The sequence below is a fragment of the Chlorogloeopsis sp. ULAP02 genome, assembly GCF_038404745.2.
Classification (GTDB): Bacteria; Cyanobacteriota; Cyanobacteriia; order Cyanobacteriales; family Nostocaceae; genus Chlorogloeopsis.
The window spans coordinates 71,988-86,166 of sequence record NZ_JAYKTT020000061.1 but is presented as its reverse complement, the minus strand read 5'-3'; the positions used below and the strand labels follow the sequence as shown (position 1 = coordinate 86,166).

General features: G+C 41.8%; 9 protein-coding genes and 3 pseudogenes. 7 read left to right on the top strand and 5 right to left on the bottom strand.

All coding sequences use genetic code 11. The features are described from left to right. Nucleotides 1-116: 116 nt before the first annotated feature. The 3 genes from U2718_RS20995 (at nucleotide 117) to U2718_RS20985 (ending at nucleotide 3,082) form a co-directional block, all read left to right on the top strand. The gene (locus tag U2718_RS20995; RefSeq protein WP_342000696.1) at nucleotides 117-881 is read left to right on the top strand and encodes a Coq4 family protein; all 765 of its coding nucleotides are present in this window, start codon (nucleotides 117-119) and stop codon (nucleotides 879-881) included. Between the two features lie 76 nt (nucleotides 882-957). Beyond that, on the top strand, nucleotides 958-2,151 hold the full coding sequence (locus U2718_RS20990; RefSeq protein ID WP_342000698.1) for a hypothetical protein: 1,194 nt from the start codon (nucleotides 958-960) through the stop codon (nucleotides 2,149-2,151). 79 nt (nucleotides 2,152-2,230) lie between these two features. Then, entirely contained in the window at nucleotides 2,231-3,082 is an 852-nt protein-coding gene (locus U2718_RS20985; protein ID WP_342000700.1) for a Na+-dependent transporter, read from the top strand. A gap of 127 nt (nucleotides 3,083-3,209) precedes the next feature. On the opposite strand, the pseudogene U2718_RS20980 reads toward U2718_RS20985, so the two are convergent. The 4 genes and pseudogenes from U2718_RS20980 to U2718_RS20965 form a co-directional block, all read right to left on the bottom strand. Next, nucleotides 3,210-3,647: pseudogene (locus U2718_RS20980) on the bottom strand (ABC transporter substrate-binding protein); the annotation flags it as partial. A 113-nt stretch (nucleotides 3,648-3,760) separates the two neighbouring features. Then, a pseudogene (locus tag U2718_RS20975) lies at nucleotides 3,761-4,264 on the bottom strand (TonB-dependent siderophore receptor); the annotation flags it as partial. Next, a pseudogene (locus U2718_RS20970) lies at nucleotides 4,261-4,917 on the bottom strand (AMIN domain-containing protein); the annotation flags it as partial. The pseudogenes U2718_RS20975 and U2718_RS20970, both read right to left, overlap by 4 nt. A 141-nt stretch (nucleotides 4,918-5,058) precedes the next feature. After that, a complete protein-coding gene (locus U2718_RS20965) occupies nucleotides 5,059-5,226 on the bottom strand; it encodes a hypothetical protein (RefSeq protein ID WP_342000708.1) in 168 nt (55 codons plus the stop codon). A gap of 154 nt (nucleotides 5,227-5,380) precedes the next feature. On the opposite strand from U2718_RS20965, the gene U2718_RS20960 reads away from it, so the two are divergent. Both U2718_RS20960 and U2718_RS20955 read left to right on the top strand, forming a co-directional pair. Further along, nucleotides 5,381-5,557, top strand: a complete 177-nt coding sequence (locus U2718_RS20960; protein ID WP_411813338.1) for a DUF6888 family protein — start codon at nucleotides 5,381-5,383, stop codon at nucleotides 5,555-5,557. Then, a complete protein-coding gene (locus U2718_RS20955; RefSeq protein WP_342000710.1) occupies nucleotides 5,554-5,739 on the top strand; it encodes a DUF6887 family protein in 186 nt (61 codons plus the stop codon). Before U2718_RS20960 ends, U2718_RS20955 begins: the two co-directional genes overlap by 4 nt. Before the next feature lie 24 nt (nucleotides 5,740-5,763). Here U2718_RS20955 and U2718_RS20950 read toward each other — a convergent pair whose 3' ends face one another. Further along, the gene (locus tag U2718_RS20950) at nucleotides 5,764-6,768 is read right to left on the bottom strand and encodes an AraC family transcriptional regulator (protein WP_342000712.1); all 1,005 of its coding nucleotides are present in this window, start codon (nucleotides 6,766-6,768) and stop codon (nucleotides 5,764-5,766) included. Nucleotides 6,769-7,040: 272 nt separating this feature from the next. On the opposite strand from U2718_RS20950, the gene U2718_RS20945 reads away from it, so the two are divergent. Together U2718_RS20945 and U2718_RS20940 are read left to right on the top strand one after the other, a co-directional pair. After that, nucleotides 7,041-9,911: an NHLP bacteriocin export ABC transporter permease/ATPase subunit gene (locus tag U2718_RS20945; RefSeq protein ID WP_342000714.1), complete on the top strand. Its 2,871-nt coding sequence runs from the start codon at nucleotides 7,041-7,043 to the stop codon at nucleotides 9,909-9,911. Nucleotides 9,912-10,183: 272 nt separating this feature from the next. Then, nucleotides 10,184-14,110 (top strand): PAS domain S-box protein, encoded by a 3,927-nt coding sequence (locus U2718_RS20940; protein ID WP_342000716.1) that lies wholly within the window; start codon nucleotides 10,184-10,186, stop codon nucleotides 14,108-14,110. The last annotated feature ends 69 nt before the right edge of the window (nucleotides 14,111-14,179 follow it).

Sequence of the window (14,179 nt, the reverse complement as noted above, 5' to 3'; positions counted from 1 at the left end):
ACGACAAATAAGACAGAGACAAAGTTGAAGCGATCGCCCAAAAAAACTACAACACTATTGTTGCGAAGTAAGCAAAACCTGAACTTTTGTAAACAATTACATACAGGACAAAAGCAATGAGCTATAGATATATCAATAGTTTAGCATCCCCTGAAAATTTAAATAAGTTTTTGGAGTTAGTTGATTTAGCTGGTGGTGCGGGGAAAGATCCTAAGAATGTTTTTCAATTAGGTGACAAACTGAGTACTGGGCTTCAGATGCAACTATGTACTCAAGCTATTCAAAAAGACCCCGCTTCAGCGAAAATGTTAGAGGAACGATATGTTGGCCCACCCCATGATTTGAAGACTCTGTTGGCAATGCCGAAAGGCTCTTTGGGATGGACTTATGCCAGAGTTTTATCAGCAATCGGCTATGAGCCGTTTAATCTAACTGTTCCTACTCGTTTTGAAACAGACGGAGCCTATATTAACTTTAGGGTTTTTAAAACTCACGATATTCATCATGTCATGACTGGATATTCGCTGGATACTTTAGGAGAATTAGGTGTCATTTCAGTCTTTGTAGGACAGATCCGCTATCCTGCTTTTCTGTTTTTGGATCTCGTCTCTTTGTTACTAGGCTTTTTTACAAGTGACAAACTTTATGACGAAAACATGGAGGTAACTGATTTAAATACAACACTGGGGTATAAATTCCGATTAATTTCAGATGGTATTGAAATAGCACAAGCAGCAAAACCTTTATTTCCCGTAAAGTGGGAAGAAGGCTTTGAACGTCCTTTAGAGGAATGGCGACAGGAGTTAAATGTTAAGCCCGTGATGGAAGGGCCTTACAGTTGGTATACTAATCCCAAAATCAAAGCTGCATTAGAGACATAAAGCAGGTGTAAACTTCTCTTTGAGAAAGCCGAGCCGATTTGATTCATACTTGCGATCGCTCTTTTGATTCTAGGCTATGGAAAAAGCACCTTCTTTGGATATTGATAACTTCTCCCTTGTCCGAGGTGGGTTAATATATCAGCTCCTAGTACGTGTCGGTTTAATTAAACCAGGCTCTTTCAACGTCATCCAGCGTAGCCTTTTTTTTGTATTCATAACTTGGCTACCACTCTTGCTGCTTTCATCTGTTGAGGGTTTAGCGCTTGGTACTGCTTTACAAGTGCCTTTTCTCAAAGATATTGTAGCCTACAGTCGTTTCCTAGTAGCAGTTCCAGTCTTGATCATGGCCGAAGTTTGGATTGACATAAGTGTCAAGTCTGCTGTCAAGCATTTTATCTATTCTGGTTTGGTTGATACAGCAGAACTGCCAGATTTCAAGGCGGCAATCAGAGAGGTTACAAAGCTGAGGGATTGGCTGTTGATCGACGGATGCCTGCTTGTAATTGCTTACCTTCTCACGTGGATAGTTTTCAGTGAGGAATTAAGCAGTGTGACTTCTGCATGGAGTGCATACGGTGCTGGAGTTAACAAGCAGTTAACGTTGGCAGGCTGGTGGTATGCCCTACTGAGTCTACCCATTTATCAGTTCTTACTATACCGTTGGCTGTGGAGATTTTTGCTCTGGTTTAGGTTCCTTTGGCGTATATCTCGGCTACATCTGCAATTAGTTCCAACTCATGCTGACTTAGCAGGGGGACTAGGCTTTTTGGGAATCACTCAGATTCTATTTGGGAGTATCCCTTTTGTTGCCAGTGCCGTTTTGTCTGCGAATTTCTGCCGAAAAGTTATCACTCAGGGAGTTTCTATCACTACGTTTCAGATTCAAATCATCGTGTTCTTAACTTTGTCCGTCATAATTACACTAGCACCGCTATTGGTGTTTAGTAGCAAAATGCTCAAAGTCAAAATTTGGGGTTTGCGGCAGTATGGTTCTCTAGTTAGTCACCATAACCTTTTGTTTGAGCAAAAGTGGATAAGGCAGGAACAACACAAAGAAGAATCTCCTTTAGGAAGCCCCGATATATCATCTCTTGCCGATTTGGGTGCCAGCTTTGAGGCAATCAAAAAAATGAGAATCGTGCCATTTAGTTTGAGTGCAGTGATTGGACTAGGAAGCACTATTTTCGCACCTTTGTTACCCCTATTCTTCATTACTATTCCTTTGGAGCAAATCTTCGATTTGGCAAAGAAAATACTATTTGGCAATTAGGGAGTAAAGCGATCGCTTCACTTTTGTGCCGACAAGCGCGAACTCTATACCCACATCCATAAAGCCCCAATTTAACGCCATGAATCTAACACAATTAATTTTGCTGGCGCTGAAGGTGAGTATCGTACTCGCTGTTTTTGCGCTTGGGCTGGGGGCAAGACTCAAAGACATAACCTATTTGTTTCGCCATCCCAGACAACTTGTGCGATCGCTCCTCTCCATGTACATCATTATGCCACTGGTAGCGGGGGCAATTGTAGCTGCTTTCAATCTGTATCCGGCTGTAGAAATCGCTCTGATCGCGCTATCGTTGTCTCCAATTCCGCCCATCTTACCGAAGAAGCAACTTAAGGCAGGCGGAGAAGAGGACTACACGTTTGGATTACTGGTGGCAATGTCGCTGCTGGCGATCGTGTTTGCTCCCCTCATGATTGAGCTGCTCGATAGAGCCTTCGGCAGAACCGACAAAATTCCGCCCATCGTCGTTGCTCAGATTGTTCTATCTACCGTACTGGTGTGGCTGGCGATCGGTATCGCAGTCCGATATCTGTCACCTGCATTTGCCCAACGGATTGCCAAGCCCATATCTGTGGTAGCATCTGTAGTGATGCTTGTCAGTCTTTTGCCCATCTTGTTTACTGCAAGATCTGCGCTCGCCTCTCTGATTGGCAATGGAACGATCATTGTGATTGTAGTTTTTGTCCTGATTGGGCTAGCAGCAGGTCATTTGCTGGGTGGGCCAAATCCCCATCACCGCACAGTTCTAGCACTATCTACCGCTACTCGGCACCCTGGCGTCGCGATTGCGATCGCTTATACTAACTTTTCAGAGCAAAAGCTTGCCCTCGCTGCCATCCTGCTCTATTTGCTAATTAGCGGGGTTGTCACCATTCCGTACTTGAAAAGTCGTAAACGTGCCGATGCGATTTAAATACGTGTTTAGATCCCTGGCTTTCTGAAAAAGTCGGGGAGCTATAATCTTTTATAGTTTGGTTAATAAATAGGCATCATGAGCGTTGCCGAATCAAAATATGAATCATGCGATCGCACTACGGGGATTACGGCACTAAATACTTAAATAAATCATCAATTATGGCATTAGCACCTATCATATCGCCCGACAACCAAGTGGAGATATCTACTAAATAAACATGATTTTGTTGAACGGCCTTTAACTGTTTCCAAAGAGGTTTACGCTTGAGTTTGTCGATTGAGTGTTCATGACTATTATTAGAAACTCCTACAAACAAAACATCCCCATCCACTTTTTCTAATTCTTCTTCAGAGAAATCGATATTTCCTGCTGGTGCAATGATATCTTGCGCTTCTGGGCGTTGTAAACCAGCATCACTAATAATTGAGCCTAAAAATGAGTTTTTTACATCAGTTACTATCAATGTATCTAAATAAGTAAAGATAAAAGAAACTTTCTTATTCTTGTAGCGATCGCCCATTGCAGTCTTTAACGCTTGCATTCTGTTTTGATAATGCTGCCAAACCGCTTGGGCAGTTTCTTATTTTCCTAAAACCTCAGCTATTACTTTGTGTTAGCCTAGCGTGATGCACCATTAAAAAATTGTAGGTTCTTAAATTTCCGTTCCTTAACCACCTAAAACTGCCATGAAATTGTTCCTTGAATAGTGAAAGGTTCGCCTGGAGTAACAAGTTCACTAGATCCAGCAGCCTTATAATAATCTACATTGAAGAGATTACGGAAATTTACGGCAGCACGGAATTGATCGCGTTCATAAAAAATTGACGCATCGGTACGGAAGTAGCCGGGAACCTTGAAAGTATTTGCCAAATCTGCTTCTGTATCTCCAGCATAGTAGAAGCCTAAACCAAACCCCAGCCCTCGCAAATCACCTTCTTGGATTCTGTAGGTTGTCCACAGGTTGAATGCGTGTTCGGGAGCACCATATAATCGATTACCCTCTGGAATTGTGTTCTCTTTCGTGACTCTGGCATCGTTGTAGGCATAGCCTGCAATAATATTCCATCCCGGTAAAATTTCGCCACTAATATCTAACTCAATTCCTCGACTTCTTTGTTCTCCCGTTTGAACCGAAAATCCAGGATTATCAGGCTCGTCTGTTGTCACATTGGTGCGGGTTCTTCTGACGCCTCCTCTTCCTCTTCGCTTGGCAAGGGAAGGGGTGCCGCAGGCGGGGCGGGGTTCTGTGCTGCTGTGGCTGTAGATGCTACTGCGAAAATCAACCCGACATTATCATCAAATAACTCAACCCCAGGTAACGCTTTCTCTACCTATCACAGTCACTCGCACAGTATTTGCGTTAATATTCGTCACCGTTATTTCCGTAATTCCCTCAACTGGTTTTTCTGAACGAAATACAAACGCATCGCCACTAGGTAAACGCAGTTGGGCATTAGGAATATCAGCAATAAAATTATTACCAGCACTACGATTGGTAACTTGCAGTTGTTCCCCAAGAGTAGTCTCTAAAATTACCTCCACACCCTTATCTGTGGGATTTGCTTTCACTCCTGTAATTAGAACAATACTTTCCTGAACGGTAGGAGGATTACTTAGTGTTGGTGACTGCACTAGCATTTGAGCGTTAGTAACGGGAAGTTCGATTTCGCCCAGTTGGGAATTTGAGAACTAGTTTCATACTTAGTCCCGATATCTTGGCGATCAGGCTTTTCCTGTGCCGATACCGATGAAACCGCAACAATACTCAAACATCCCGAAAGACTGATTAAAAACGATAGACAAGCACGAGCGGATAAGCACCAACCCCTCATAGTTCCTCACACAGCAATCAAAGCTTTTGTTGCTAATTATTTTTGATAGCAATGAAGTGTAGTGTAGAGAAGTTGACTGAGGTGTGTCTATCCGAAAAATACTTTTTGCTAGCCGAAAACTACTTTTTTACCTGCCAAACATTAGCTAGGTGTGATGCCAAATTGCTGCTTGAATGCTACTGCAAAGCGACTATACTCCACTAACAAGTTTGCTACCTCTTTGGCGCAGAGCGATCGCGATCTTAGAAGGGCAAAAAAATTGTCAATCTCATTGAGAGAGAAATTTTTGAGCAGTTGTGATGGAAGCATGACCATTTCGACGAAGTATATTAAGAGCGATGTCTTCTCTTTCAGAGATGCTACCGCGTAGCTTGCTTCCCGATAGGGGTATGGGTAAAGCTTTACCAACGCCCTCACAATAGAGAGATTTGAAGGAATAGATTGATAATAAATAAAGGATAATATGGAACCCACACCAGAGCAATTCAGAGAATGCTACAGAGTGTGTAGCGAATTGACAAATATGTTTCTCTCAGTACATCTAGTGCGATTAGATAAAAGAACAGGAGAGGTTTACATTTTGGCTGGCAATGGGCTAGAAGTTCTTATACGCCCTAATGGCAAGGTAAGGTATCCATGAACAAGCCGAACTTTTCAGCAATGACACAGCAAGAACTGCAACAGTACATACTGTTACATCGAGATGATGAAGATGCAGTACATGAAGCAGTGCTACGCATTCAACGACAAGGGACTACGGTTAGCTCCGAAGAGTTTATCGAAATTGTCAAACAAAGAACTGGCAAACCGTCGCAATCATAGTGTCTATCTAAAAAAAGCCATTTATTAGCCAAAAACTACTTTTTTACCTGCCAAACATTGGCTAGGTGTGATGCCATATTGACGCTTGAACGCTGCGGCAAAGCGTCCGAGGTGACCGTAGCCTACTAAATTTGCCACTTCTGCGACTTTGCGATCGCCTTGACGCAATAACATTTCTGCCTTCTGCAACCGTTGCTGTGTCAAATAACCCAGCACAGTTGTGTTGAAGAGTATAGGAAAACCTCTATGGAGAGTGCTAACGCTGACTCCTACCTGCCGTGCTAGTTCTAACAGCGATGGCGGATGCTCAAGTTGTGTAGTCAAAATTTCCTTGGCGTGATGGATACGAGTGATTGTCTCAGGTTTGAGCTTAGGTACGTCATATATTGACTGTTGATCTGCCGAAATCAAATCTAGGTAAATCGCTACTAGTTCAAACACCTTCGCTTGAAGATACATCCGCTTTACAGCACCACGATAGGGTACATTCCACATTTGTTGAGCGAGCGATCGCATTGCTGGTGTCAGTGTGGGATAAAATGAGAGCTTCCAGTCTTGTTCTTTATACAGTTGTTTCTGAAACTCGTGACTATAATGCCCATCCTCTAGAAAAAACGATTCTAGCAGTAGCGGTTCAATATCCACATCTACAATAGTTAAACGATCTCCAGCGCGATGTTTCCCAGAACAGGCAGGCGAAATCCCGCTACCTGAAAAATAGCTATGTGTCCCTCCCATAACACGAGGGTGAACATCGTCAAAATAAGTCACGCCTGATAGGAAAATCATGAACTGAATCGGATGGTTGTGAGCAGGCATTTTCACGATTAAATCCTGGTGAAATTCCCAATCATAAAAACCCAACCACACCCCAGGCGATAGATTCATAATGCGATTGTAGCCCCGTCCTATTATTTCCGGCACTCCTTCGAGCATCTCAAAACCATCAAGCACGAGATTTTCAACCTGGGGTTTAGGAGCCTGCTGGTACAGTTCGTCAAAGTCCGAGATGCTAAGGATGAGTGTCATGGTGGAGCTAGCTAAGTGCGACTAATTGTCAATAAACTTACCACTAAATGATGATGGACTTCAACTCAGCGAGAGCGCTCTATTACTCTGTCAATCACAAATTGACGGGTTGAGGTAGACATGAAGACATAAAGACGCGGTGACGCGGAGAATTTTTAACCCCGCAAAATTATTTTGATAGAGGGGGCAAAGTTTGCAGCATTGCATATCATCTCAACAATAAGCACTTGATGTTGTACACTCAGGTGCGTAGTTGCGTTGGACTACACTGAATGAAAATAAATGAATCAGTGCTGCTGCACGATCCAGAAACTTTGTGGATAGTAGAGTCTGGAAGGCTGGCGTTGTTTGCAACTCAAATCAGGAATGGCTCATCTCAAAATCAGCGTCGTTATTTGTTTAGTGTCAGTACTGGCGAAGCTTTATTTGGTGCAGCATTAGCACCGGAAGCGATCGCAATCCAACAATGGGCATTTGTGGCGGTAGCAGTAGAACCGACACAATTATCTCAACTGCCGCTCAGTGAGTTAGTCGAGCAAATTGCAGCAGGTAAACCAGAAGCAACTGCACTCTTAGAAAATTGGCTATATAACCTAGATCGGGTTCTTAATCAGCAGCAAACCAAACTAACGATGCCATTAAATCTCCTCCCCAGAGATTTTGAGGGCAAGTTTTCGTTATCAGTTGGTGAAACACTACAACTATGGCAAAAAAAAGTCTTTTGGGTGAAATTACAACAAGGTAGTGTTCGCTGGCTGGGAATTGATGACTTAACTTTGAATTCTACCTCTCCAGCTTTTCCACTCACAACAGGTATGTGGTTGGAGGCAGGAAATTCGACTAACGGAGTGATGCTAGCAGGTGCAGAGTTAGAACAGGCAGAACTGCGAGCAGGTTTAGCGAGTTTACATACTTATTTCTTTGACTACTTGAGTTTATTAATTAATCAACAGACAGAAGCAGAATATCGTAGATTTCAGGAACGAGAACAACGCAATCGCCAAGTAGTAGCAGGAGCCTTAGGAGAGCTCGCGGCTGTATTACAACCACAGCAAGAAGCTGTCTTTTTCCAAGAAGGGCCAGCTCTTCTGGTGGCAATGGGAGCAATTGGAAGGTTTTTAGGGATTGCAATTCATCCTCCGATTGTAGAAGATTTTGAAAGTGCGAAAGATCCTGTAGCTGCTATTGCTAGAGCATCGCAAATACGTATTCGGCGTGTAACTTTAACAGAGGGATGGTGGCATAAAGAACATGGCCCTCTCCTGGCTTTTACTGAGTGGAAAAAACGCCCAGTCGCATTATTACCAGTTGGTACTAAGGGTTATGTACTATTTGATTCAGTAGCACAGACTCATACACCCCTAAATGAAGCTGTTGCTAAAACACTGTCACAGCAAGCTTATGTTCTTTATCGACCTTTACCCCAGGTTGTAAACAATGCTATTGATGTATTGTTGTTTGCAACTAGAGGTAGTAAAAAAGACATTATTAGTATTTTCCTGTTGGGCATAATTGGCACGCTGTTAGGAATGATTACGCCACAGGCAACAGCGATTTTAGTAAATTATGCTATTCCTGAGAGCGATCGCGTCTTGGTTTGGCAAATTGGATTGGTGCTGTTTGTAGTAGCTTTTGCCCAGTTATTCTTTGGAATTGCTCAAAGCATTATTACCCTTAGAGTTGAAAGCCTCAGCGATAACGTCTTGCAACCTGCTATTTGGGATCGGGTACTCAAATTAAGTCCAGCGTTTTTTCGTCAGTATGCATCTGGAGATTTAGTCAATCGTGTTATGTCTGTGAGTCGGATTCAGCAAAAACTCAGCGGTGCTACTCAACGGACTTTATTAAGTGGAGTGTTTGCTTTACTCAATTTGGTACTGATGTTTATTTATAGCTGGCGACTTGCTTTTGTCGGAGTGGGTTTAGGATTGCTAGCTAGTGTGATCACCAGCGTTTCTAGCTTTTTTTTAGTGAAGAAATCACGGCAGTTGCAGGAAATAGACGGCGCAATTTATGGGCTTACCATTCAACTGATTAATGGTGTCGCTAAACTGCGGGTTGCAATGGCAGAAGAAAGAGCATTTGCAGCTTGGGCGAAAAAGTACAGCCAAAGAATTAGGCTCAAGGCAAGTGGGCAAGAGATTAACGACTATGTTTCTGTGTTTAACGAAGCACTACCACTAGTAAGTTCTACACTCTTGTTTGGTTTTGCGATGTCAACCAGGCAGTCAAGTCTGACACTTGGCACATTTATTGCTTTTAACTATGCTTTAAATATTTTTATCAAAGGAGTTACTGATCTGAGCAACACCATTACAGACATTTGGAGTATTATTCCTTTGTGGGAACGAACACAACCAATTTTGCGAACTCCTCTAGAAACGAGCGATTGCAAGGAAAATCCCGGACAGTTAATCGGCCGCATTGTCTTAGATCGTGTCAGCTTTCGTTATTCTGAAGATGGGCCTTTAGTCCTCAAAGATGTGAGTTTGTATGCAGATCCGGGAGAATTTATCGCTATAGTTGGGCCTTCCGGAAGTGGAAAATCAACAATATTGCGATTATTGTTGGGGTTTGAAAAGACCACAAGAGGAAGTATATTTTACGATGGTAAAGACTTAGCTAAATTGGATCTTCAGGCGTTACGCAGATCCTTAGGGGTAGTGTTGCAAAATGGCAAGATTGGTTCAGGCTCGATTTTTGAGAACATCACTGGCGGAGCGTTAGTCACACTAGAGCAAGCCTGGGAAGCAGCCCGGATGGCAGGTTTGGCAGAAGACATAGAGCAAATGCCAATGGGTATGCACACTGTGATTAGTGAGGGAGGAAGTAATCTTTCTGGCGGACAACGACAGCGATTATTGATTACCCGCGCCCTTGTCTCTCAGCCGAGAGTTGTCTTAATGGATGAGGCAACTAGCGCTTTGGATAATCGCACCCAGGCAATTGTAACTGAAAGTTTGGAGCGGTTAAAAGTAACGCGAGTCGCGATCGCCCATCGTCTTAGCACTATTCGGAATGCCGATCGCATTTATGTGATTGAAGCTGGTTGTGTGGTGCAAGTGGGAACTTTCACGCAATTGATGGCTCAACAAGGTTTGTTTACTCGATTGGTTGCCCGACAGTTAGAAGACGATCTTTAAAAATAAACTAAAAACACAGATTCCTGACTTCTTTTAGAAGTCGGGAATCTAAGTTGTGTAACTATATGAATAATTAACATTTATATCAGTAATTTTACTGAAGCAAATTTATCTTTTAAGATATTACAAATTTATTGTAGCTGCTATGCAATTGTTACATTGCCTCACTAATAATTGCGGACAAATAAAATAAAGTATAAATAATAACATTAAAATATTTTCAGACAATGCAGATTTTTCTTAGCTTATTCGAGTAACGGGAGGCAAGCACAGTGGCACTTACTACCGATTTGGGCTGCCATCAGTTGGGTGGCTCGCAATTAGTAGCAGCAGACACAGAAGAACAACTGCGTTTATTAGAGTCAGTAGTTGTTCATGCTAACGATGCCATTGTTATTACTACAGCCGATAGGCTAGATGCACCTTTCGGCCCGCAAATAGTTTATATTAACGAAGCTTTTACTCGGATGAGTGGCTATTGCGCTACTGAAGCAATTGGTAAAACGCCACGACTTTTACAGGGTGAATTAACTGATCGCACCCAACTCAACAGAATTCGCATTGCCCTTCAAAATCAATTACCAGTGACAGCAGAGTTAATCAATTACCATAAAAACGGCTCTGCGTACTGGGTAGAGATAAATATTGTACCGATCGCAGATTGTGAGGGCAAAGTCACTCATTTTGTTTCTGTGCAGCGGGATATTACTGAACGCAAACATACTGAAGAGGAACTGCAAAACAGCAACAGAAAATTCCGTGGGATTTTCAATGGCACCTTCCAATTTATGGTGCTGCTAACACCAGAAGGAATTGTATTAGAAGCCAACCAAACAGCACTTGATTTTGGAGGTTTGCAACCACAAGAGGTGATTGGGCATCCGTTTTGGGAGACACGTTGGTGGGCAATTTCCAGCCAAATTCAAAACCAAATAAAAGCAGCGATCGCTGTCAAAAATGAATTTGTACGTTACGAGGTTGATCTACTTGGTGTAGGCGATACCATCGCTAGCTTTGACTTTTCTGTGAGAACTCTAAAAGATGACTCAGGCAAAGTAGTAATGCTGCTCGCCGAAGGGCGAAATATTAACCAGTTTAAACAAGCACAAGCAGAACTAGAAAGGCGGGTGGAGGAACAAACACAAGCTTTACAACAAATCATTCGCCAGCAGATGCAGGAAACATTACAAAAACAGGATTACGCTGAAATTGCCTTGCAAGAAAGTGAACGACGCTATCAAACCATAGCAGCTGTCTTACCAGTAGGTATTTTTAGAACAGATTTTATGGGAAATTGTCTTTACGTCAATAATCGCTGGTGTGAAATTACTGGGCTTACTCCTGAAGAAGCCACAGGGCATGGTTGGGAGCGGGCGCTTCATCCAGACGATAGAGAGCGAATTATTCAAGATTGGTATCAAGCCGCTGCCCACAATCTGCCATTTTCCTCTGAGTACAGGTTTCAGCGTCCTGATGGTAGTATTAGTTGGGTTGTTGGTCAGTCGGTTGCAGAGCGAACAGATACAGGTGAAATCATTGCTTACATTGGCACCATTACTGAGATTAGCGATCGCAAACATACCGAAGCGGCTCTCAAACAGAGCGAGGAGCGTTTCCGCAACTTAATTGAAACCAGCAGCGATTTAATTTGGGAAGTTGATGAAAATGCTGCTTATACATATGTGAGTCCGAAAGTAAGTGACATATTGGGTTATCAACCCGAAGAAATCTTAGGCAAAGTACCCTTAGAGTTGATGCCACAGTACAAGCGAGACAGTATCGCCCAGCTTTTTTTTGAAATTGTTAGTAAACAAAAAGCATTTGAATGTCTTGAAAATATCAACCTGCATAAAAATGGGCATCCAGTTGTTCTAGAAACTAATGGAGTTCCAATCTTTGATCGAGAAGGTAAATTCCGTGGTTATCGTGGCATTAGTAGAGATGTTACAGAACGCAATCAGGCACAGGTTGCATTACAAGCGACTCAACAACAGCTACAAGCGATTTTAGATAACTCACCAGCAGTTATTTATTTAATGGATACTCAAAACAGATTTTTACTGATTAATCGTCAATATGAACAGCTATTTCACATTACTAAAGCGGAGATTATAGGTAAAAGTGTATATGATATTTTTCCTAATGAATTTGCTGGTAAGTTTGCAGCAAACAATCACAACGTATTTACGACTGGGGAACACCTAGAAGTAGAAGAAGTTGCTCCTCAAACAGATGGAGAACATATTTACCTGTCTGTCAAATTTCCTTTAAAAGATGGTAATGGTGTTCCCTATGCTATTTGTGGCATTTCTACAGACATTACTGATCGCAAACGCGTCGAGGAGTCTTTAGTAAGTTTTCGCAAAGCGATAGAAAGTAGCAGTGACGCTATTGGCTTGATTGACAATGGTGGTGAGCAATTTTACGTCAATCCAGCATTTGTTGAACTTTTTGAGTATACACTAGCACAATTGCAAGCTGCTGGAGGAATATTAGCCCTTTACCCCCATCCAGCAGAGTATCAAAAAATCTTTGCAGCTGTCGAGAGTGATCATTCTTGGCGTGGTGAAGTCAAAATGAAAACTCGTAGAGGTGAAATTTTAGATATTTACCTTCGTGCTGACGCAATTGACGCAATTAAAGATGTAACAGGTAAGATTATCGGTACAGTTAGCATCCATACTGATATTACTGAGCGCAAGCAAGCAGAAGCTAGCTTACGCCTGCGCGATCGCGTTATTGCCGCCAGTACTAATGGTATTGTAATTGCTGATGTCAGACTGCCACAGTTACCAATTATCTATGTTAACTCTGCCTTTGAGAACATCACTGGTTACTCTATAGAAGAAATTATCGGTCAAAGCAGCTGTTTGATCCAAAGTGCAGATCTTAATCAAATAGAGGCGCAAGAAATCAATACTGCGATCAAACAAGCAAAAAACTGCACTGTAATTTTACGTAACTTCCGTAAAGATGGCAGTCTATTTTGGAATGAATTAAGTATTTTTCCTGTCTTTGATGCTGACGGCAATTACACGCACTACGTCGGCATTCAAAATGATATTACCAATCGCAAGCAAGCAGAGACAGCATTGTTATTATCACAAACCCGTTTGCAATACTTACTTTCTTCTACTCCAGCAATTATTTATAGCTGTAAACCTGATGGTGATTACGGGATTAGCTTTATTAGCGACAATATTACAGCTGTTATGGGCTACGAAGCGCGAGAATTTGTTGAAGATTCTAGCTTTTGGATAAATCATATTCATCCAGACGATTTAGCACGTGTTTTAACAGAATTATCAAAAATTTTTGACCAAGGAGAAAATAGTTATGAATATCGTTTTTTACATAGTGATGGTGAATATCGTTGGATATACGACCAAGCCAAGTTAGTGTTGTGGGATGATGCGGGTAATCCAGTAGAAATAGTTGGTTATCGAGCCGACATTACAAAATACAAACAGTTGGAACAAGAACTAAGAACAGCATTAGAAAAAGAAAAAGAACTGAATGAACTTAAGTCCCGATTTATTACTATGACTTCCCATGAATTTCGTACTCCATTGAGTACTATTCTTTCCTCTTCGGAACTATTGGAACATTATCGTCACAAATGGACAGAAGAAAAACTGCTCATGCACATACATCGCATTCAAACTGCTGTCAAACATATGACTGATATGTTAAATGATGTATTGGTAATTGGTAAAGCAGAAGTAGGAAAATTAGAATTTAGACCAGTACCTCTAGATTTAGTCGAATACTGCTGTAACTTATTAGAAGAATTGCAAGTTGATATTGCTCCTCAATGTGCGATCGCTTTTAACTGTGAATATAAATTCATACCCTGTTGTATGGATGAAAGATTACTGGGATATATTCTTAGAAATTTACTCTCAAATGCCAGGAAATATTCGCCAAATCACAGTACTGTCAAATTTGCTCTTACTTGTCAAGAAGGACGAGCAGTATTTGAAATAAAAGACCGAGGAATTGGTATTCCGCTAGAAGACTTACCTCATCTATTTGAATCTTTTCATCGTGCCGCTAATGTCGGTAATATTCAAGGTACAGGTTTGGGATTAGCAATCGTAAAAAAGTGCGTAGATGTTCATAGAGGTGAAATTACAGTCAATAGTGAACTTAATGCAGGAACAACATTTACTGTAGCTTTGCCATTAAAGAATGTGTAATGGCTAGTGATTAGTAGGGGCGGATTTTGTTGATAATTTTGCCGTTCAAATGGATAATTTTTCTCTTAA